Genomic DNA, 19,605 nt, shown 5'->3' on the forward strand with positions numbered 1-19,605 from the left:
CGATAACCTTGGGCACACTAGGGGAAAAGCTGGTTGTAACTCAATGGGTTAAATAATGCGCGACTTCTTCTCTCTCGAACGCTGGCTACCGGGCCTCGCTGCCCTGTTGCAATACCAGCGCGCCTGGTTGATGCCTGACCTTCGCGCTGGACTCTCGGTCGCTGCGGTGGCCCTGCCCGTGGCCATTGCCTATGCCGAGCTCGCCGGGGTCGGCGCCATTGTCGGCCTCTACTCCTGCATTCTGCCCATGCTGGTCTATGCCCTGTTCGGTACCTCCCGCCAGCTGATCGTCGGCCCAGATGCCGCCACCTGCGCGGTCATCGCTGCCGTGGTGACGCCGCTGGCGGCAGGTGACCCGACCCGCCACTGGCAACTGGTAATGACCATGACCGCCATGACCGGTTTCTGGTGTCTGATTGCCAGCCGCTTCAAGCTGGGGGTGCTGGCCGACTTTCTCTCCCGCCCGATCCTGATGGGGCTGCTCAACGGCGTGGCCATCACCATCATGGTGGGCCAGCTCTCCAAGATCTTCGGCTTCACCTTCAGCGAGCGCTATCTCATCGAGCGGATCGTCAACGGCACCACCTACATCACCCAGACCCATCTTCCGACCCTGGCCATGAGTCTGGTGGCACTGGCTACCCTGCTGCTGGCCAAACGCTTCCGGCCAGCCTGGCCCTCCTCCATGGTGGCCATGGTGATCACCGCCGCACTGGTGTGGGCACTCAACCTCGGTCAGTACCATATAGCTACCCTCGGCAAGGTGGGCTCCGGCCTGCCCGCCTTCCAGATGCCGGAATTTCCCCCGGGACTGATGCGGGAGCTGGTGCTGCCGGCTCTCAACCTCGCCATGGTGAGCTTCGTCTCCATGATGCTGACTGCCCGCAGCTTTGCCGCCAAGAACGGCTATGAAATCGATGCGGACAAGGAGTTCCGGGCGCTCGGCATGGCCAACCTCGCCTCGGCCATCTCCCAGGGCTTTGCCATCAGTGGCGCGGATTCGCGCACCGCGGTCAACGACGCCAACGGCGGCAAGAGCCAGCTGGTCTCCATCATCGCCGCCGGGGTGATCGCTCTCATCACCTTCTACCTGACTGCGCCGCTGCAATACATCCCGACCGCAGCCCTCGGGGTGGTGCTGGTGATGGCATCCCTGTCGCTCACCGACTTTCGCGGCCTCTGGGCGCTGCGCCACTCCGACCGCGCCGCCTTCTGGTTGGCACTGGTCACCTTTATCAGCGTGCTCACCATGGGGGTGATCCCGGGGATCACTCTTGCCGTGTTGCTGGGGCTGTTCCAGTTCCTGCGCAATGTGATGCGTCCCACCGACCAGCTGCTCGGCATGGATGACGAAGGGGTGGTGCGCACCCTGGGGGATAACGAGCAGGCCAAGGCGATCCCGGGCATTCTGGTCTATCGCTTCAACTCGCCGCTCACCTACTTCAACGCCCCCTACTTCAAGCGGCGAGTCATGGCCCTGCTGGTGCAGGATCCCCACAATCCCAAGTGTCTGGTAATCGATGCCGTCGCCTGCTTTACCCATCAGGACATCAGCGTGATGAGCATGGTGGGAGAGCTGCACAAGGATCTGAAACGGCGCGGCATCCATATGGTGATGGCGGGGCGCCACGGCCAGATGACCCACTGGCTCAAGCAGGCGGGAGTGCGGGTGGGCGATGAGGGGATCATTCTCTGTCCCGACATGTATCAGGCGCTGCGCATGACCCGCTGCTACCGCGAGCCGGTGTTCAGGGATGACGATGTGGTCGAAAGCACCACGGATGCCATCCTCTCCCGCTGGCCACAGGATTATGCCCTGCCCGACTCGGCACGTCTTACCCTCCCCTGCGAGCAGGAGGCGGGCACCACGCCGGCCTGATCTGCCGACCAGCTCCTCTGGCCGGAGAGTCTCCGGCCAAGGATTGCACCTGCTCCGCGCTTGGTGTTAAATGCCCGACCAGATGGCACCAGATCGTGCCGTCCCAGCTGTTGGACATGTCATGCAAACTCAATCCCACGCAGGCCCGGGCACGCTCTTTGCGCTGACCTGGCCGCTCTTTATCGATCTCGCCCTCCACTTTCTGACCGGCGCTCTCAACACCTTCATGGTGGGACATGTCTCCTATCAGGGGGTCGCGGCACTGGCGGTCGGCAATCAGGTGTTCGATCTGGCCATCACCCTGTTCAGCTTCGTCAGCATCGGTACCAGCGTGGTGATCACCCAGTATCTGGGGGCAGGTGACAGGGAGCGCAGCCGGGTGGTGATCCACACCGCCATCGGCTTCAACCTGTTGATCGGTCTGGTGGCGGCTATCGGCGTGATGGCCGGTGCCAGTACCATGCTGGCGCTGATGAACCTGCCAGCCAACCTGATGAGCGATGGCACCCTCTACCTGCAGATCATCGGCCTCTGCCTGCTGCCGGAAGCGGCGGCGCTCTGTCTGGCGGCGACGCTGCGCGCCCACGGCCATACCCGTCAGGCGATGTATGTGACTCTCATCGTCAACCTCATCACCTTTGTCGGCAACCTGCTGCTGCTCTACGGCTGGTTCGGCCTGCCCCAGATGGGCGTGGCGGGTGTTGCCATCAGCACCGTGGCTGGCCGTCTGGTTGGCGTGGTGATGCTGGTCTGGCTGGTGGCCCGCAAAACCGGCATTCACCTCAAGATCCGCGACATCGTTCACCCCAGCCGGGAGATGCTGGGCAAGGTGCTCCATATCGGCCTGCCTGCCGCCGGCGAGAACCTCTCCTGGATGCTGCAGTTCATGGTGGTGACCGCTTTTGTCGGCCTGCTGGGGGACAAGGCGCTGGCAACCCAGTCCTACTTCTTCCAGATCTGCCTGTTCATCCTGCTGTTTGGCCTCTCCATCGGTCTTGGTAACGAGATCATCATCGGCCATCTGGCGGGCGCCAGACAGTTTGACCGTGCCTATCAACAGCTGCTCAAGAGCCTCAAGCTCGGGCTCGCGGTCACCTGCGTCATCGCCGTGGCGGCGGCGCTTAATGGCCGCACCATCATCAGCCTCTTTACCGATGACCCCGACATCATCACCCAGGTGGCACAGCTCTTTCTCATCAGCCTCATCCTCGAGCCAGGCCGCACCTTCAATCTGGTGGTGATCAACGCCCTGCGCGCGACGGGTGATGCCCGCTTCCCCCTCTACATGGCACTGCTCTCCATGTGGGGAATTGCCGTACCCCTTTCCTATTTCCTTGGTATCATGCAGGGCTATGGACTGGTAGGCATCTGGCTGGCGCTCGCCTGCGACGAGTGGGTTCGCGGTCTGGCCATGTTCTGGCGCTGGCGCAGTCGTCGCTGGCAAAACAAAATCCTAGTTGAAACATAAGCGGAATCAGAATGAAGAAAATCGGACTCTTGCTGACTGCCCTGCTGCTCAGCCCTCTGGCCATGGCGCAAACCGCGCCCGCAGCCCCCAAGACTCAAGCCACCATGACCTGGTATGTGGCCCCCATCGTCATCGATGAGAGCAGCGAGGCCCAGAAGGCGCTGACCAAGGATTTCATGGCCCAGATGATCAAGACCATCAAGATCAACGAGTACCAGACCGGCAAGGCGGTGGGCAACACCAAAAATCCCAAGTGGCTGATCCGCACCAAGCTGATCCCCGCCAGCAGCGAACCGCTGGTCGGCAAGAAGCACCCGCAGGGGCTCACCTACGGCAAGGGCAACCCGACTCAGGAGATCGTCGGTGAGCTGCTGATGAACGGCACTCTGGTAGCTCACATCGGGCAGGGCTGGCGTGAGCCGATTGTTGCCAATACCCCGGTGGCCGAGCGCCTCTCGGTGGCCAACTACCGTTACGCCGTTGGCGATCAGGCCAAGTCGCCTGATCTCGAAGAGCTGGCCGCCCAGATCGGTTTCGAAGCGGGCAAGGTGATCCATCGCGACGGCAAGCCATTGCCGGAAAAGAAAAAGAAGAAAGATCAGACTGACAAGGATAAGGGGTGATTCCCCTCATCACTGAAAAGGGGCCACAAGGCCCCTTTTTGCTATCTGCCGCTCGCCGACCTCATGCCAGTGATGTGATCCGAGCCACGTTTTGGCCCATGCCTTGAATTGAAAACTCATTTATTCCGAATCAATTCAATGCCTTAAAAATAGCCTTTCAAGTATATCCAATCATTGCCCCTAAATTCGATCATGATCACGTTTATCACCGTCGCTAAGGGGTAGCTTGGTCTTACAGGCACAATCAAACGAAACCAAGGAGGCTCCATTACATGTTCCCAGAGTACAGAGAACTCATCTCGAGACTGAAGAGCAGTGATGTCCATTTCCAGAAGAAGTTTGACTTGCACAACGACTTGGATGAGGAGATTAGGAAGCTGGAAAAGCATCACGCCAGTGACTACAGCTCCGAGGTGAAGGATCTGAAAAAACAGAAACTTAAACTGAAAGAGGAGATATACGAGATCCTCAAGCAACATCCACAATAGATGCCTCGACGAATATCAGGATAAGCAACTTATCCTTCAGCCCGGCCAGAGAGCCGGGCTTTTCATTACCCACTCAACCTCACTCCATGCCAAGAAATAGCAATCAAATGGCTCCTCCTGCTGGCGACGGTTTCGCCAACCCCTCTGCACGCTCGCAAAAATGGCGGACAAAACTGGACGGAGCAGAGGTCATGGCTAAGATAGGGGCTCTTGATATCGTGATTTGCTAGGGAGTAGGAAATGGAGTTAGTACTTGGCCCGCTGGAGGCCCGTGTCATCGGGTGCCTGATTGAAAAAGAGATCTGCACCCCGGATCAATATCCCCTCTCCCTCAATGCACTGGTCAATGCCTGCAACCAGAAGAGCAACCGCGAGCCGGTACTGGAGCTTGCCGAGCTCGACATCCGCGCCGTGGTTGACGAGCTGATCCGCCGGCGACTGGTGGTCAATACCGCCGGGTTCAACGCCCGGGTGCCTCGCTATCAACACAGATTCTGCAACACCGAATTTGGCGAACTCAAATTCAGCGCTCAGGAGCTCGGCATCATCTGCGAGCTGCTGCTGCGTGGCCCGCAAACCCCGGGTGAACTGCGCTCGCGCACCAATCGACTGTGCAGTTTTGATGATGTAACCGAAGTGGATGCGGTGCTGACCCAGCTCATCGAACGCGGCCCCTATGTGGTAAAACTGCCCCGTGAACCGGGCAAGCGCGAATCCCGCTACGCCCACCTTTTTAGCGGTGAAGTGGATATTCAGGCGATGATGGAAGCCGCTCCGGCAGCAGCCTACGCCTCTCCTGCGGCGGATCGCCTGAGCGAGCTGGAGCAGGAGGTGAGCGAACTCAAGAGCCGTCTCGCCGCCATGGAAGCCAGGCTGGCGGCGCTGGATGGTCAGGGCTGATACCCTGCCACGCCAACTGTCTATTTATCAGGGAGCCGGGGCCAACCCCCAGGCTCCCTCTGTTTTTTCATGCTGAGGAAGTGCCCGTGATCACCCTGATCAAAGAGTCTGACCACCAGAAGATGCCCTGGAAAAACAAGCAGGGCACCACAGCCCAGATCCTCATCTCCCCCAAGGGAGCGAGCCTCGACAAGCTCGACTTTGACTACCGGCTCAGCTCCGCCCCCATCAAGGAGGCCGGCCGCTTCTCTACTTTCCCGGGTTATCAGCGCATTCTGCTGCCGGTGAGCGGTGCTGGCTTCGTACTGAACGGCCACCCCTACGCCACCTTTGAAGCGGCCCATTTTGGCGGTGACGAGGAGACCCACTGCGAACTGCTGAAAAAAGAGGTGACCGACCTCGGCCTTATCTACCACCCGGACAAGATTACCGCCAACGTGCGGGTATTGAACCTCCCCTTCCCCCTGACGCTTACCCTCGAGCCAGAGAAAACCTACCTCTGCCATCTGCTGAGCGGCCAGCTCACGGTGCAGGGGCAAGTGGTCGCTATCAACGAGACGCTGGTGGTAAATGGCGAGGAGAGCATTCACTTCGACTGCCAGAAGAAGAGCACCATTGCCTTCTTTACCCTGCAAGGGAAGTAGCGGCGGGACAGCAAAAGAGCATGAAAAAGCCGGGCTATCCCGGCTTTTTCTATTCAGGCGCCTGGCGCGATGCCGGTCGTAGCCTTAGTTCACCTTGAAGGTGCCCTTCATCATGGCAAAGTGGCCAGGGAAGGAGCAGAAGAAGGTGAGATCCTTGCCGGCCAGACCGTCGGTCTTGAAGGTCACGCTGGTGCTCTCGCCACCGCCAATCAGCTTGGTGTGAGCCAGTACGCGGGGATCATCCTTGGGCAAATAGTTGTTCTCGGCACCAGCGCTCATCCCGGCGGTCGCCACGGCCTGATAGTCGGCAGTAGTGGCCAGCACCCAGTTGTGGCCCATGCCGGTAACCGGCAGTTTACCGGTGTGGTTCAGGGTGACGGTTACCTCTTTGCAAGTCGCAGGTACGCTCATCTCCTTGAGGTTGTACTGCATGGCATCATTGCCCTCGATGACCAATGCGCACTCATCGGCCAGTACCGGGGCAGCCAGGGTACTCAGAAACAGCAGGGTAATCGCCTTTTTCATTATCTTCTCCTTTGATTGGCAATGAATGGCAACAGGTTTGCGCAACACTTCTTCAAGAATGGCCGCAAAGATGCTGTCAAAATCGACCTTTATTTTACTCACCTGTATTCAATCGGCTATGAATTTAGCCCGAAGCTGTGGGCCAGCTCACCAGAATAAGCAAAGTCTGTTTAATTTTTTCCGCCATTTTCGCCGGGTGGGGCTCGCCCGTCGCCAGCCCCTTGGCTAAGCTAGCGCCCCGACCAGCCCTTCGCCAACAAGAGACCTGCTGATGATGGCCATAACCCCCGCTACCGCCCTGCGCTGCCTGCTGCTGACCCTGCTGCTGACGCTCACCGGCTGCCAACCCGAGCCCCCGGCCCAAACCCGCATTCAGGGCAAAACTATGGGCACCTATTTTGTGGTCACCCTGAGCGATCCCTTCCCCGGTGGCGAACCCGCGCTCAAGAGCGAGGTGGAGAACCTGCTGGCCAGGATGAACAGCGAGATCTCCACCTATGACCCCGACTCGCTCATCTCCCGCTTCAATAAGGGGCCGGCCAACACGCCGTTCGTCATCCCCGCAGCCATGGCCAAAATCGTCCGGCAGGGGATCGATGCAGGTCACCTGACCAATGGCAAGCTTGATGTCACGGTCGGGCCACTGGTCAATCTGTGGGGCTTTGGTCCGGACAAGCGCCCCGTCAAACGGCCAGATGAGGCAGCCATCGCCGCCGCCCGCCACAAGGTGGGGATCGACAAGCTGACCCTGACGCCACAGGGGGATCACTTCCTGCTTGAGAAGTCTATCCCTGACCTCTATCTCGACCTCTCCACCCTCGGTGAAGGGGCCGCCTCGGATGAAATCGCCGCCCTGCTCGAGAGCAAGGGGGTCAACAACTACCTCATCGAGGTGGCGGGTGCTGTGCGCAGCAAGGGCCACAACAGCAAGGGCTCGCCGTGGCGAGTCGCCATCGTCGAGCCCTCCGATCAGCCGGGTGCCTTCTCCGACATCGTCATCCCCAACGGCATGGCACTCAGCACTGCCGGCAGCTATCGCAACTACTACGAGCTCGATGGCCAGCGCTACTCCCATATCATCGACCCCGCTACCGGCCAGCCCATCACCCACAAGCTGGTCTCGGCGAGTGTCATCACCCCCACGGCGCTGGAGGCCGATGCCCTCGATACCGCCCTGATGGTGATGGGCCCCACTGAGGCGATGGCTTTTGCCAAGGAGCACAGACTTGCGGTCTATCTCATCGTCAAAACGGACAAGGGATTCGAGGCCATCCACACGCCCCAATTTGCCCCCTATCTGGCAGAGAAGAAAAAATAAAAAGAGAGGGCCCACAACCGGGCCCTCTCTGTTTCCCGACGTTTCTCCCGCAACGACAGCAGAGCAAGGTATACAAACGACAACTTGGCCAATTGCCTCTTCAGCCGCTTTGGTGGCACACTTTCCCTATCAGCCCGTAGCGCCTCGACCAGACAGATGCAGATACCGGATACCGAGCCCGAAAAGAAAAGCCCAGCCAAGCCCCAGCGCATTCTGATGGTCAACGAGCAACGCTCGTTTCAGGTCATGATGAAGGCGATGCTGATCAATATCGGCATCAGCAACATCACCTTCTCCAACAGCGCCGAGGATGCGCGCCGCCGCTGCCAGAAAGGCAGTTTTGACATCTATATCATCGATTACGATCTGGGGGTCGGCGAGAATGGCCGCCAGCTGCTGGAGAGCCTGCGGGATCAGCACCTGGTTCCTCCCCAAAGCGTGGTGATCATGGTGAGCGGCGACAGCTCCCGCGCCATGGTGCTGAGCGCGCTGGAAGCCGAGCCCGACGAATACCTGATGAAGCCTTTCTCTCAGGAGCAGTTCTCGTTTCGCATCAAACGGGCCCTCGCCCGCCGTCAGGCACTCGCCAGCGTTTTTAGCGCCATGGCGGAAGATGACCTGCCCGCGCTGATTACCGCCTGCGCCGAGCGGGCCGATACGGTTCCGCGCTATGCCAACTACTGCCGCTGCCTGCAGGCAGATACCCATCTCAAGCTGGGTCAGGCTCAGGAGGCGCGCTCCCTGATGCGCCAGCTGCTGGCCGGGCAGGAGAACAGCTGGGCCCGCCTGACACTGGGCAAGGCGTGCAACACTCTGGGGCTCCATGAAGAGGCGGTCAGCCACCTGCAGGCGACCCTGAAGAATACCCCCCTGATGGTGGAGGCTTACCGCTGGCTGGCAGAGTCCCAGCTCGCTCTTGGCAACGATGAGGTCGCCCAGCAGGAGCTCAAGCGGGCCGTCGACATCTCGCCCCAGTCAGTCCAGCTGGCTCGCCGACTGGCCGAGGTATGCCTGCTGCGCCACGACTACGCTCAGGCCAAGGATGTACTGCTCTCTCTCATCGATCTGTCGCGCAACTCGATTCACCGCACCCCCCACTATCTGGGGGCCTATATCCAGACCCTGACCCTCTACGCCCTCAACAGCAACGACAGCTATCACATCGCCAACCTGCAAAAGCAGGTCAACTCGGCCCTGTCGCGCATCCGCGATTCGCTGATGATGTCGGAATTCAACTACCCGGTGTTCGAGCAGATCTGTCAGGCGCGGGTGCAGATTGCGCTGGGGGAGCTGCTCAAGGGCAAGAAGATGCTCTATCGCGCCAACCAGAACTGGCTCGACGAACCGGCCACCATGCCCCCGACTTTGCTCGGGGAAACCATCCTCGCCCTTTATCAACTCGGTGAGTTCGAATATGCCGAAAGCCTGCAGAGCCTGCTGGCCGAGGATGAGGATCACCTGCTCACTACCTGCATTCAGGCGACCCGGGATGACAAGACGGTGCTCGAGCGCCGTCAGCGCTATCAGCAGCTCAACGAACTGGGCATCAAGGCCTATCAGGCGGGCGAGCTGGAGCAGGCGCTCGGTCACTTTCGCGAGGCGCTGCGCCGGGCGCCAGCCAATACCGGTGCAGCCCTCAACAAGATCCAGGTGCTGCTGCAACTGATGCAGAAAAACCGCAAGAGCCCGGAGTTTGGTACCGAGTGCAAGGACACTCTGGACATGCTCGACGGCATCCCACTCAACCCTGCCCAACAGGATCGTTTTCGCAAGCTGCGTCAGGAGTTCAACCAGTTCAGCTGACCCCGCACTCCCCTCGGGGCGCCTATGCTGAAACCAGACTGGCAGCAGAGGGGAAACAAGGATGACGATATGTCGTTATCTGGTGGCCGATGGTCGCCACTGCAACGAGGAGGCTGGCGAGCACGATCTCTGCCACTGGCACGACCCGCATACCAATAAACAGGATCCCCACACCGCAGAGGCACTTGAGCAGTATGTCCGTGCTGGCGGCCTCTGCCACGGTTTGCAGCTGGCCCGCGCCAATCTGGCCGGTCTAAATCTGGTCAACAAGGGGTCCAAACAGGGATTTTTGCTGGAGCAGTGCAACCTCTATCGCGCCAACCTGCGGGGTGGTCACCTCTACGGCCTGCGCATGAAGGGGGGAAGCCTGATGAAGGCCGATCTCAGCGATGCCAACCTGCACTGCGCCATCCTAGACGACGTCAACCTGCTCGGTATTCGCTGGCACAATACCCGGCTCGACAACATGCAGACCGGCAAACGGGTGATGCAGGATCGCAAGGGGCGTCGCGAGCGGGATCCCGAGCAGGCCCGGGTCTGGTTCAAGGAGGCCGAAGAGACCTACCGGGATCTGCGCAAAGCCTCGGAGGCGCAGGGGATCTTCACCATGTCCGGCAACTATATCCAGCAGGAGCTCACCATGCGCCGGCTGCAACTGCCGTTCTGGTCGAGCCAGCGCTTCACCTCATGGATAGTCGATCTCTTCTGCGGTTACGGTGAAGCCCCGATGCGGGTGGTGCTCTTCTCCCTGCTGCTCATCTTTATCTGCAGCATCTTCTACTTCTTCTTTGGCCTGAGCTTCAACGGCAACCATCTCGCCTATCACCCGGGCGCCCCCTTCGAGCAGAACGCCATCTTTCTGCTGGAGTGCCTCTACTACAGCGTGGTCACCTTCACCACCCTGGGCTACGGCGACTTCACCCCCATCGGCCTCTCACGCCTCTTTGCCGCCTTCGAGGCCTTCACCGGCAGCTTCACGCTGGCGCTGTTTGTGGTGGTGTTTGTCAAGAAGATGACCCGCTGACGTCTCTCCCTGCCAAGCGGGCCGGCCACTGGCGCAGGCCCGCGCCCCGAACTTGCATCCACCGCCGATTCCTAGTCCAATAGCGACTTATAAAAATGACATGAGCATCCCGGACATGAAGATCATCTCTTTCAATATCAACGGCCTGCGCGCCCGTCTGCACCAGCTGCAAGCCATCATCGACAAGCACCAGCCCGATGTGATCGGCCTGCAGGAGATCAAGGTGCACGATGAAGCCTTCCCGCTGGCCGATGTGGAGGCCATGGGTTATCACGTAGAGTTTCACGGCCAGAAGGCCCACTACGGGGTCGCCATCATGAGCAAGCAGAAGCCGGTCAAGGTGGAGAAAGGCTTCCCCACCGACGACGAAGAGGCCCAGCGCCGGATGATCATGGCCACCTTCGAGCGTGAAGACGGCTCCCTCATCAAGGTGATGAACGGCTACTTCCCGCAGGGTGAAAGCCAGGATCACGAGACCAAGTTCCCGGCCAAGCAGAAGTTCTACGAGGATCTGCAGCACTACCTCGAGACCCACCACACCCCGGGCGATCAGTTGGTGCTGATCGGGGATATGAATATCTCCCCCACCGATCTCGACATCGGCATCGGCGAAGCGAACCGCAAGCGCTGGCTGCGGGATGGCAAGTGCTCCTTCCTGCCTATCGAGCGGGAGTGGATGGAGCGGCTGAAAGGGTTTGGCCTGACCGACACCTTCCGTGCCGCCAATCCCACCGAGTGCGAGCGTTTCTCCTGGTTTGACTACCGCTCCAAGGGCTTTGACGAGAACCGTGGCCTGCGCATCGACCTCATCATGGCCTCCGATGCTCTCAAGGACAAGGTGACCGAGACCGGCATCGACTACGAGCTGCGCGGCATCGAGAAACCCTCCGACCACGCCCCCATCTGGGCCTGCTTCGCCTGATGTGGCGCCGGATGCCGCAATGATATCGCCAATCTGTGAAGCAGCTCGCGGTTGCCTGCGATAAAAGGGCGTAAACAGCCTATCCAGACAAGGTGCCTCAGGGCACCTTCTTTTTGCAGCAAGGAGTGCCAGCAGTGACCCCAACTCACCTTCCTCTCTCCCCCGCCCGTTTTCTGGCCCTGCGCCTGCTGCCGGGAGAGGATCTTATCGCCGGATTGCGCGCCCATATGGTCCAACACGGTCTGCAGGCGGCCTGGATCGCCGGGGCGGTCGGCAGCCTGACCCACGCCAACCTGCGCTATGCCGCCCAGCCCGATGGCACCCTGCTGGAGGGGGCCTTCGAGGTGATCGCCCTCGGCGGCACCCTGGATCCGGAGTGCGAACACCTGCATCTCTCCATCTCTGACGAGCAGGGATTGATGCGCGGCGGCCACGTGCTGCCCGGTTGCCGGGTGCGCACCACCCTCGAGCTGGTAGTCGGAGAGCTGGAGGCGTACCGTTTTGGCCGTGCCCCCTGCCCCCAATCCGGTTATGAAGAGCTGCTCATTACCCCCAGAACCTTGTGAGGATCACTATGTCCGTCAGTAAACTCTCCAGCTACAACCTGGCTTTTATGGTCATCTGCATCGCCATCAACATGGTGGCGGGACAGGCCGTCTCCATGCTCAAGCTGCCCATCTTCCTCGACTCCATCGGGACTGTGCTCTGCGCCATTCTGGCGGGCCCCTGGATGGCAGTCGCCACCGGTCTGCTCACCAACCTGCTGTGGGGCCTGCTCACCGGCCCCATCGCCGCGGCCTTTGCCCCGGTCGCCATGATGATTGGCCTCAGTGCCGGTCTGCTGGCGCGGGCCGGCTGGTTCAACAATCTGCCCAAGGTGGTAGTGAGCAGCGTGGTGATCACCCTGGCGCTCACCCTGGTGGCCATTCCCATCCGCTCCTACCTGTTTGGTGGCGCCACCGGCAGCGGTGCTGATTTCGTGGTTGCTTATCTGCACGCCATGGGTAGCGATCTGCAGGAATCGGTCGCCGTCACCGTGCTGGGTACCAACCTGCTGGACAAGCTGCTGACCGCGCTGATCGCCTGGGGGCTGGTACGCCGCCTGCCGCAGCGCACCCTGCGCCACTTCCCACAGATGGCCGCCGTGCGCTGATGCACCCGTTTACCTCCCTCGCACTCTGGCTCTGGTTTTCGGTCACGGCCAGCGTGCTGCCGCCCCCCTGGCTATGGGGGTGGAGCCTGCTGCCGCTGCTCGCATTGGTGCTGCTGCCGGGGGCCCGCGCCCGGCTCAAGTTGGTGCTGGCGGTAATGCTGCCGCTGGGACTGGGGCTCTATCTGGTGCACGGCCCCTGGTTGCGGATCCTGCTCGGCATGTCAGCGGTTCCAGCCAGCGAAGCGTTTCCCATTCTGCCCCTCTGGTGCCGGCTGCTCGCCTGTCTGGCCAGCGCCCAGCTCTGGCTCTGGGCGGTCTCGACCGAGCGGTTTGTTCATGCGCTCTTTGCCAGCCGGCTGCCCATCGCCCTCTCCTACCTCTGCTGCGGCCCGCTGCTGCTCAAAGAGCAGCTTGGCCACCAGCTGCGCGCTATCAGGGAGGCCCAGCTAGCCCGCGGCGTACCCTTTGACGGCAATCCGCTGGCCCGGCTAAAGGCCACGCTCCCGCTGCTCTCGCCGCTGGTCGGGCAGGCATTGAGCGAGCTGGCCACCCGCAGCATGGCGCTGGATCTGCGCGGCTTTCGCTGCCAGCCGGCTCGCACCCGCATGACGGAGATCCCGCAGCAACGTTATGAGCCGCTACTGCGCTATCTGTTGCTGTTGCTGGTAGTGCTGGAGATTGTCTGGAGGTGGTGGCCATGATCTCGCTGCAAGGGGTGACCATCGGCCATGCGGCCCACCCTGACCACTTTCAACTGGGCCCACTCGATATCGAGCTGAAAGATGGCGAATGGCTGGCCATCCTGGGTGGCAACGGGGCAGGCAAATCCCTGCTGGCCCAGCTGCTGACGGGGGGCTGGTCCCAGCTGCACCTCGACACGCTGGCGGGAGAGGGCGTCATTCTCGGGCAGCCCCATGATAGCGGCCAGCTCAATCACCATGCGGCTGTGCGTCAGTGGGTACAGCAATCCCCTTATCTGCAATTTTCCGGCTGCTGTTTTTCGGTCGCCGATGAGGTGGCGTTTGGTCCGGCCAATCTCGGGTTGCTGCCCGATGAAGTCAACCGGCGGGTATCCGATGCAATGGCGCTCTGTCACTGCGAGGCGCTGGCAGCCCGCCATCCCCTCGACCTGTCGGGAGGCGAGGCACAGCGCGTGGTGCTGGCCTGTGCCCTGGCGATGGCTCCCAAGCTGTTGATCCTCGATCAGGCTTTCAGCCGTCTGACTCCAGCGGCAACCCAGACCATGCTGCGGCAGATCCGCCGCTACAGCGAGGAAAACGGCTGCAGCGTCATCTTGCTGGAACAGCGGCTTTTTCCGGCCGCTCACTTCTGCGAGCGATTCCTGCTGCTCGACCATGGCCGCCAGCTGGCCTGCGGTGAGCTGGGCGAGGTACTGCCCCATCTGACCGGGCGGGTGATCCTGCCGGACTCCCTGCGCGAGACGCTACAGGTGCGCGACCCGCGCCATCACCCCTACCCCTTGGCCATGTTGCGGGAGTTTTATGCTGAGCTTTGACCACCTCTGCTTCTCATGGGCACCGGACAATCCCTGCCTGCACGACATCACATTGCAAATTGCCGGTGGGGAACAGGTCGCCATCGTCGGGGATAACGGCGCAGGCAAGTCAACCCTGCTGCGACTGGCGGCAGGTCTGCTGGCCCCCACCTCGGGCACGGTGAGCTGGCAACAACAGGCGCTCTGCAAGCAGCGGGCACTGGCCCGTGCCAGTCAAATCGGCTTTCTGTTTCAGGAGTCTGAGCGTCAGCTGTTTCACAGTCGGGTCGAGGATGAAATCGCCTTTGGCCTGCGCCTGCAGAAACTGCCGCGCGAGGAGATCCGGCTGCGGGTCGCCACCGCGCTGGAAGAGTGTGAGCTGACAAAGTGGGCGGCCTCCCATCCGCTCGATCTCGATGCCGGTCAGCGGCGCATGGCGGCGGTAGCCTGCCTCCATGCCATGCAGCCCGCCTTGCTGCTGCTCGACGAGCCGAGCCGGGATTTCGATCCCCGCTGGCTGGCCATTCTGGAACGCTGGCTGGCCAGCGAGCGGGCGAAGGGCACCACCATAGTGGCCATCAGTCACGACGCCGAATTTGTCAGACGCAACTTCACCACCCTGATCGAGCTGAAAGCAGGGCGTCTGATTGGCCACGGCCACACCAGCGAACGACTTGCTGCCCTCAACGGTTACCGCCCCCACCACAGTAGTGCCATGCTGCTGGCCGCGCTCGACCAGCGCAGCTAACTCCCTCTTTTTCCATCAAAACAGCACGAAACCTCGCCATTTGGGGACAAATTGTCCCCTTGAGAAGGTTCGGTTCAAGGTTGCCCGCCTATCATCCCCCTTCCACCCCAAGAGAAGCTGTTTTTTATCATGACGTTAATGATCCAGATGGAGAAAAATACCGGACACCCTCGCCGCTATGGTGCCAGCAAAGAGATTGGCAGGGCAGGTGCAGATGCCCCGCTCAAGCGCGCCCTGCTGACTCTGGCACTGCTCGGCGGACTGAGCGGTTGTGGCGGTGAATCCACCCCGGCGGCCCAGAGTGTTCCGGCCTTCCCTGTCGTGGTCAATGAAGTGACCCTGACCGATGTGCCGCTCACCACCGAGATGGTGGGCGAGACCGCCGGTTTTCGTGAAATTGAAGTGCGTTCGCGGGTGAGCGGCATTCTGCTCAAGCGCACCTATGTCGAGGGCCAGCCGGTCACCGCCGGTCAGCAGCTGTTCCTCATCGACCCCGAGCCCTACAAGGTGGCCCTCGAACAGGCCAAGGGCTCCCTTGCCCAGGAGCAGGCCCGTCTCAACAAGGCGCGCGCCGATCGGGATCGCATCATCCCGCTGTTCAAGCGTCAGGTGGTGAGCCGCAAGGATTATGACGATACCCTCGCCAACTACGAGGCGGCCGTCGCCAGTCTGCAGGCCGTTCAGGCCAAGGTCAAAGAGGCCGAACTCAACCTCAGCTACACCGAGGTGACCGCCCCCATCGACGGCATGGCGAGCAAGAGCTCCCAATCCGAGGGGAGCCTTATCTCCACCAGCGGTGACAGCAGCCTGCTGACTACCATCACCCAGTACAACCCGCTCTACGTCAACTTCTCCTACTCGGAGCAGGATCGCCTCAACTTCGAGAACTCGGTGAAAAAAGGGTTGATTGAATCCAAGGATGCCACCAACTGGCGCACCCACATCCGTCTGGCTGACGGCTCCGTCTATCCCGAGGCGGGCAAGCTCAACTTCTCCGACAACCGGGTCGATCCGCAGACCGGCACCATCCGTGCCCGCGCCATCTTCGACAACAAAAATGGCGTGCTGATGCCGGGCCAGTTCGTCCGCATGACCATCGATCTGGGTACTCGCAAAAACGCCATCGTGGTGCCGCCGCGCGCCATCGTTCAGTCCCAGGCTGACCGCATGGTGATGGTGGTGGATGCCGACAACAAGGTCGTTCCCCGTCCGGTCAAGCTGGGGGCAGTAGTTGCCGATGGCGTGCTGATCGACAGTGGTCTTGAGCCGGGCGAGCACTACATCGTCGAGGGGCTGATGAAGGCCCGCCCCGGCAGCGTGGTCAAGCCGGTCTCTGCCGAAGAGATGCAGGCCATCAGTGCCAAGCTGGTTCGACAGTCCGCGGCCAAGTAAGGAGTTCGCATGTTTTCCAAGTTCTTTATCGAACGCCCCATCTTCGCCAGCGTGATTTCGATCATTATCGTGCTGGGCGGGCTGGCGGCGATGCGATCGCTGCCCATCGAGCAATACCCGCAGATCACCCCGCCGGTGGTCTCGGTGACCGCCTTCTATCCGGGCGCCACCCCCGAGGTGATCTCCCAGACCGTTGCCGCGCCGCTTGAGCAGCAGATCAACGGCGTGGAGCAGATGATCTACATGCAGTCGGGTTCTGCCTCCAACGGTCAGATGAACCTCAACGTCTACTTCGAGATCGGCACCGACCCGGATCAGGCCACCATCAACGTCAACAACCGGGTCTCGGCCGCCATGGCCCAGCTGCCGGAAGAGGTGAAAAAGCAGGGGGTCACGGTCAAGAAGAAGTCCACCGCCATCCTGCAGGTGGTGACTTTGCAATCGCCGAACGGCTCGTTTGATACCACTTATCTCTCGAACTACGCCCTGCTCAACATCATTGACGAGCTCAAGCGGATTCCCGGCATCGGTGATACCACCTTGTTTGGCGGTACCGACTACGCCATGCGCATCTGGCTGCGGCCGGATCGACTGGCCCAGCTCGAACTCACTCCGAGCGATGTGATCGGCGCCATTCGCGAGCAGAATACCCAGTTTGCGGCCGGCAAGATCGGTGCCCAGCCCACCTCGGCTCCGGTCGATTTCACCTACACGGTGCAGACCAAGGGGCGCCTCGAGGACGTCAAGGAGTTCGAAAACATCATCGTTCGCTCCACGCCTGACGGCTCCAAGATCCGGGTGAAGGATGTGGCGCGGGTCGAGCTCGGCGGCAAGGATTATGACGTCCTGGCCCGGGCCAACGGCAAACCGGCCATCGGTATCGCCACCTATCTGCAACCGGGCGCCAACGCCGTGGCGGTGGCCGGTGCGGTGCACGACACCATGGAGCGGCTCAAGGCCCGTTTCCCGCAGGATGTGGAGTACCAGATCCCCTACGACACCACCGAGTTCGTGAAGATCTCCATCGAGGAGGTGGTCTACACCCTGTTCGAGGCGATCGTGCTGGTGTTCGTGGTGGTCTATCTGTTCCTGCAGAACTTCCGCGCCACCCTGATCCCCTGCATCGCGGTGCCGGTATCGCTGATCGGTACCTTCGCCGGCATGCTGGTACTGGGCTTCTCCATCAACCTGCTCACCCTGTTCGGCATGGTGCTCGCCATCGGTATCGTGGTGGATGACGCCATCGTGGTGCTGGAGAACGTCGAGCGGATCATGCAGGAGAAGAAGTGTTCGCCCAAAGAGGCCGCCATTCTCGCCATGCAGGAGGTCTCCGGTCCGGTGGTCGCCATCGTGCTGGTACTCTGCGCCGTATTCCTGCCGGTCGCCTTTATGGGCGGCATGACGGGGGTGATGTACAAGCAGTTCGCCATCACGGTTGCCGTGTCGGTGGCCATCTCCGGTCTGGTGGCACTGACCCTCTCTCCGGCGCTCTGCGCCGTGTTGCTCAAAGAGGGGCACCACAAACCGGCCCGTTTCTTCGTCTGGTTCAACGACAAGTTTGATCAGCTGACCCGTGGTTATGTGCGTGGCGTGGCCTTCCTCAACCGTCGGGTGGCCGTGGCCTTTGGCATCATAGCCGTCCTGCTGCTCTCCATCTACGGCCTCTTCCTAAAGGTGCCGGGCGAGCTGGTCCCGAACGAAGATCAGGGTTACCTCATCTCCGCAGTGATGCTGCCGGATGCCGCCGCCATGACCCGTACCCAGGCGGTCGCCAACCAGTTCGACAAGATCGCCATGGCCAACCCCAACGTGAAGGATGTCATCACCTTCTCGGGCTTTGACATCCTCTCCAGCGCCATCGTCAGTAACAGCGGCCTCACCTTCATTACCCTGAAGGACTGGAGCGAGCGCAAAGAGGCGGGGGCCGACTCCTTCTCGCTGGCCAAAACCCTGCAGGGGATGAGCATGATGGGGCTGGCGGACGGTTTCGTTGCCTCCTTCAACCCGCCGCCCATTCAGGGGATGTCCACCACCGGCGGCCTTGAGGGGTATCTGCAGAACCGCGGCTCGGGCAATGCCCAGGAGTTCTCGGCCGAAGTGCAGCGCTTCCTCGAAGCGGCCAAGGAGCGCCCCGAATTCGCCAGCGTGACCACTACCTACCGCGCCAACGTGCCGCAGGTCTATCTCGACCTGGATCGGGAGAAGGCCAAGGCGCTGGGGCTGCCCATCAACGCGGTGTTCGACACCATGCAGGCCACCTTTGGTCAGGTCTATGTCAACGACTTCAACCAGTTCGGCCGTACCTACCGGGTACAGTTGCAGTCCGAGGCAGACTACCGCGCCAAGAAGAGCGACATTCGCAATGTCTATGTCCGCTCCAACAAGGGGGAGATGATCCCGCTGAGCAGTCTGGTCACGGTGCGTGACGCCACCGGCCCCGAGCTGGTCGAGCGTTTCAACATCTTCCAGGCGGCCAAGATCATGGCGCAGCCGGCGCCGGGCTACAGCTCGGGTCAGGCCATCGCCGCGCTGGAAGAGGTGGCCAACAACACCCTTGGCAACGACGCCAAGCTGGAGTGGACCGGCTCCGCCTATCAGGAGAAGGCGGCCGCCGGCAGCGCAGGCATGGCCTTTGGCTTCGGCATCGTGATGATCTTCCTCATTCTGGCCGCCCAGTATGAGCGCTGGAGCCTGCCGTTTGCGGTGATCACCGCGGTGCCGTTCGCCCTGTTCGGCGCTCTGCTGGCCACCTGGCTGGTGGGTCTGACCAACAACGTCTACTTCCAGATCGGTCTGGTGACGCTCGTCGGGCTGGCGGCCAAGAACGCCATCCTGATCGTGGAGTTCGCAGTGATGAAGCACGAAGAGGGGATGAGCCTCATCGAGTCGGCACTGGAGGCGGCGCGCCTGCGTTTTCGTCCCATCGTGATGACCTCGCTCGCATTCATCCTCGGCTGTGTGCCACTGGTCACCTCCAGCGGCGCCGGTGCAGCGAGCCGTCATGCCCTTGGCTGGCCGGTCATCGGCGGCATGCTGGCCGCGACCTTTATCGCTATCTTCTTTATCCCGCTCTTCTTCCGCCTTATCATGCGAGGCTCGGAAAAAGGCGCGAAGCAGTAAGACCGAGCCTGTTCACTGATAACCCCTACCCCCGCACCTGCGGGGGTATTTTTTAGCTCTTCATCCCCCATGGGGCCTGCGAGCGCGCCTTGACCTTATCCCT

At 61.2% G+C, this 19,605-nt stretch carries 18 protein-coding genes; 17 read left to right on the plus strand and 1 reads right to left on the minus strand.

All coding sequences use genetic code 11. The features are described from left to right. Positions 1-55: 55 nt before the first annotated feature. The 6 genes from I6L40_RS15975 to I6L40_RS16000 all read left to right on the plus strand — a co-directional run bounded on the left by I6L40_RS15975 (position 56) and on the right by I6L40_RS16000 (position 6,002). The gene (locus I6L40_RS15975) at positions 56-1,879 is read left to right on the plus strand and encodes a SulP family inorganic anion transporter (RefSeq protein ID WP_216994552.1); all 1,824 of its coding nucleotides are present in this window, start codon (positions 56-58) and stop codon (positions 1,877-1,879) included. Positions 1,880-2,000: 121 nt separating this feature from the next. Beyond that, on the plus strand, positions 2,001-3,347 hold the full coding sequence (locus I6L40_RS15980) for an MATE family efflux transporter (RefSeq protein ID WP_071911357.1): 1,347 nt from the start codon (positions 2,001-2,003) through the stop codon (positions 3,345-3,347). Positions 3,348-3,358: 11 nt separating this feature from the next. Further along, on the plus strand, positions 3,359-3,970 hold the full coding sequence (locus tag I6L40_RS15985; RefSeq protein WP_071911053.1) for a hypothetical protein: 612 nt from the start codon (positions 3,359-3,361) through the stop codon (positions 3,968-3,970). Positions 3,971-4,242: 272 nt separating this feature from the next. Continuing rightward, the gene (locus I6L40_RS15990; protein ID WP_041208625.1) at positions 4,243-4,458 is read left to right on the plus strand and encodes a YdcH family protein; all 216 of its coding nucleotides are present in this window, start codon (positions 4,243-4,245) and stop codon (positions 4,456-4,458) included. Between the two features lie 240 nt (positions 4,459-4,698). Continuing rightward, positions 4,699-5,358 (plus strand): YceH family protein, encoded by a 660-nt coding sequence (locus I6L40_RS15995; RefSeq protein WP_041208627.1) that lies wholly within the window; start codon positions 4,699-4,701, stop codon positions 5,356-5,358. 86 nt (positions 5,359-5,444) lie between these two features. After that, positions 5,445-6,002 (plus strand): HutD family protein, encoded by a 558-nt coding sequence (locus tag I6L40_RS16000; RefSeq protein ID WP_216994553.1) that lies wholly within the window; start codon positions 5,445-5,447, stop codon positions 6,000-6,002. Positions 6,003-6,086: 84 nt separating this feature from the next. Here I6L40_RS16000 and azu read toward each other — a convergent pair whose 3' ends face one another. Further along, positions 6,087-6,527 carry an azurin gene (gene azu, locus I6L40_RS16005; RefSeq protein ID WP_041208630.1) on the minus strand — a complete coding sequence of 147 codons (441 nt, stop codon included), beginning with the start codon at positions 6,525-6,527 and terminating at the stop codon, positions 6,087-6,089. A 271-nt stretch (positions 6,528-6,798) separates the two neighbouring features. Here azu and I6L40_RS16010 point away from each other — a divergent pair, with 271 nt between their 5' ends. The 11 genes from I6L40_RS16010 (at position 6,799) to I6L40_RS16060 (ending at position 19,502) form a co-directional block, all read left to right on the plus strand. After that, positions 6,799-7,845 carry an FAD:protein FMN transferase gene (locus tag I6L40_RS16010; RefSeq protein ID WP_216994554.1) on the plus strand — a complete coding sequence of 349 codons (1,047 nt, stop codon included), beginning with the start codon at positions 6,799-6,801 and terminating at the stop codon, positions 7,843-7,845. 156 nt (positions 7,846-8,001) lie between these two features. Next, on the plus strand, positions 8,002-9,648 hold the full coding sequence (locus I6L40_RS16015; protein WP_216994555.1) for a response regulator: 1,647 nt from the start codon (positions 8,002-8,004) through the stop codon (positions 9,646-9,648). Positions 9,649-9,709: 61 nt separating this feature from the next. Then, a complete protein-coding gene (locus I6L40_RS16020; RefSeq protein ID WP_216994556.1) occupies positions 9,710-10,672 on the plus strand; it encodes an ion channel in 963 nt (320 codons plus the stop codon). 115 nt (positions 10,673-10,787) lie between these two features. Then, positions 10,788-11,594 carry an exodeoxyribonuclease III gene (gene xthA, locus I6L40_RS16025; RefSeq protein WP_124251078.1) on the plus strand — a complete coding sequence of 269 codons (807 nt, stop codon included), beginning with the start codon at positions 10,788-10,790 and terminating at the stop codon, positions 11,592-11,594. A gap of 134 nt (positions 11,595-11,728) precedes the next feature. After that, on the plus strand, positions 11,729-12,160 hold the full coding sequence (locus tag I6L40_RS16030) for a PPC domain-containing DNA-binding protein (RefSeq protein WP_182925784.1): 432 nt from the start codon (positions 11,729-11,731) through the stop codon (positions 12,158-12,160). 8 nt (positions 12,161-12,168) lie between these two features. After that, the gene (locus tag I6L40_RS16035; RefSeq protein ID WP_139395977.1) at positions 12,169-12,747 is read left to right on the plus strand and encodes an ECF transporter S component; all 579 of its coding nucleotides are present in this window, start codon (positions 12,169-12,171) and stop codon (positions 12,745-12,747) included. After that, positions 12,747-13,448 (plus strand): energy-coupling factor transporter transmembrane component T, encoded by a 702-nt coding sequence (locus I6L40_RS16040; RefSeq protein ID WP_216994557.1) that lies wholly within the window; start codon positions 12,747-12,749, stop codon positions 13,446-13,448. The genes I6L40_RS16035 and I6L40_RS16040 overlap by 1 nt, the downstream gene beginning before the upstream one ends. Beyond that, on the plus strand, positions 13,445-14,263 hold the full coding sequence (locus tag I6L40_RS16045; RefSeq protein WP_216994558.1) for an energy-coupling factor ABC transporter ATP-binding protein: 819 nt from the start codon (positions 13,445-13,447) through the stop codon (positions 14,261-14,263). Before I6L40_RS16040 ends, I6L40_RS16045 begins: the two co-directional genes overlap by 4 nt. Next, on the plus strand, positions 14,250-14,990 hold the full coding sequence (locus I6L40_RS16050; RefSeq protein WP_216994559.1) for an energy-coupling factor ABC transporter ATP-binding protein: 741 nt from the start codon (positions 14,250-14,252) through the stop codon (positions 14,988-14,990). Before I6L40_RS16045 ends, I6L40_RS16050 begins: the two co-directional genes overlap by 14 nt. A 129-nt stretch (positions 14,991-15,119) precedes the next feature. Beyond that, on the plus strand, positions 15,120-16,382 hold the full coding sequence (locus tag I6L40_RS16055) for an efflux RND transporter periplasmic adaptor subunit (RefSeq protein ID WP_254204045.1): 1,263 nt from the start codon (positions 15,120-15,122) through the stop codon (positions 16,380-16,382). Between the two features lie 9 nt (positions 16,383-16,391). Continuing rightward, on the plus strand, positions 16,392-19,502 hold the full coding sequence (locus I6L40_RS16060) for an efflux RND transporter permease subunit (protein WP_216994560.1): 3,111 nt from the start codon (positions 16,392-16,394) through the stop codon (positions 19,500-19,502). Positions 19,503-19,605 lie beyond the last annotated feature (103 nt).

The sequence above is a fragment of the Aeromonas sp. FDAARGOS 1410 genome (assembly GCF_019048745.1).
GTDB lineage: Bacteria > Pseudomonadota > Gammaproteobacteria > Enterobacterales > Aeromonadaceae > Aeromonas > Aeromonas jandaei.

Coding starts and splice junctions, on each gene's coding strand:
- I6L40_RS16040 (WP_216994557.1), top strand. CDS start 12,747: ATGCACCCGTTTACCTCCCTCGCACTCTGGCTCTGGTTTTCGGTCACG.
- I6L40_RS16055 (WP_254204045.1), top strand. CDS start 15,120: ATGACGTTAATGATCCAGATGGAGAAAAATACCGGACACCCTCGCCGC.
- I6L40_RS16060 (WP_216994560.1), top strand. CDS start 16,392: ATGTTTTCCAAGTTCTTTATCGAACGCCCCATCTTCGCCAGCGTGATT.
- xthA (WP_124251078.1), top strand. CDS start 10,788: ATGAAGATCATCTCTTTCAATATCAACGGCCTGCGCGCCCGTCTGCAC.
- I6L40_RS16020 (WP_216994556.1), top strand. CDS start 9,710: ATGACGATATGTCGTTATCTGGTGGCCGATGGTCGCCACTGCAACGAG.
- I6L40_RS16015 (WP_216994555.1), top strand. CDS start 8,002: ATGCAGATACCGGATACCGAGCCCGAAAAGAAAAGCCCAGCCAAGCCC.
- I6L40_RS16010 (WP_216994554.1), top strand. CDS start 6,799: ATGATGGCCATAACCCCCGCTACCGCCCTGCGCTGCCTGCTGCTGACC.
- I6L40_RS15985 (WP_071911053.1), top strand. CDS start 3,359: ATGAAGAAAATCGGACTCTTGCTGACTGCCCTGCTGCTCAGCCCTCTG.
- I6L40_RS15975 (WP_216994552.1), top strand. CDS start 56: ATGCGCGACTTCTTCTCTCTCGAACGCTGGCTACCGGGCCTCGCTGCC.
- I6L40_RS16045 (WP_216994558.1), top strand. CDS start 13,445: ATGATCTCGCTGCAAGGGGTGACCATCGGCCATGCGGCCCACCCTGAC.
- I6L40_RS16035 (WP_139395977.1), top strand. CDS start 12,169: ATGTCCGTCAGTAAACTCTCCAGCTACAACCTGGCTTTTATGGTCATC.
- I6L40_RS15980 (WP_071911357.1), top strand. CDS start 2,001: ATGCAAACTCAATCCCACGCAGGCCCGGGCACGCTCTTTGCGCTGACC.
- azu (WP_041208630.1), bottom strand. CDS start 6,527: ATGAAAAAGGCGATTACCCTGCTGTTTCTGAGTACCCTGGCTGCCCCG.
- I6L40_RS15990 (WP_041208625.1), top strand. CDS start 4,243: ATGTTCCCAGAGTACAGAGAACTCATCTCGAGACTGAAGAGCAGTGAT.
- I6L40_RS15995 (WP_041208627.1), top strand. CDS start 4,699: ATGGAGTTAGTACTTGGCCCGCTGGAGGCCCGTGTCATCGGGTGCCTG.
- I6L40_RS16050 (WP_216994559.1), top strand. CDS start 14,250: ATGCTGAGCTTTGACCACCTCTGCTTCTCATGGGCACCGGACAATCCC.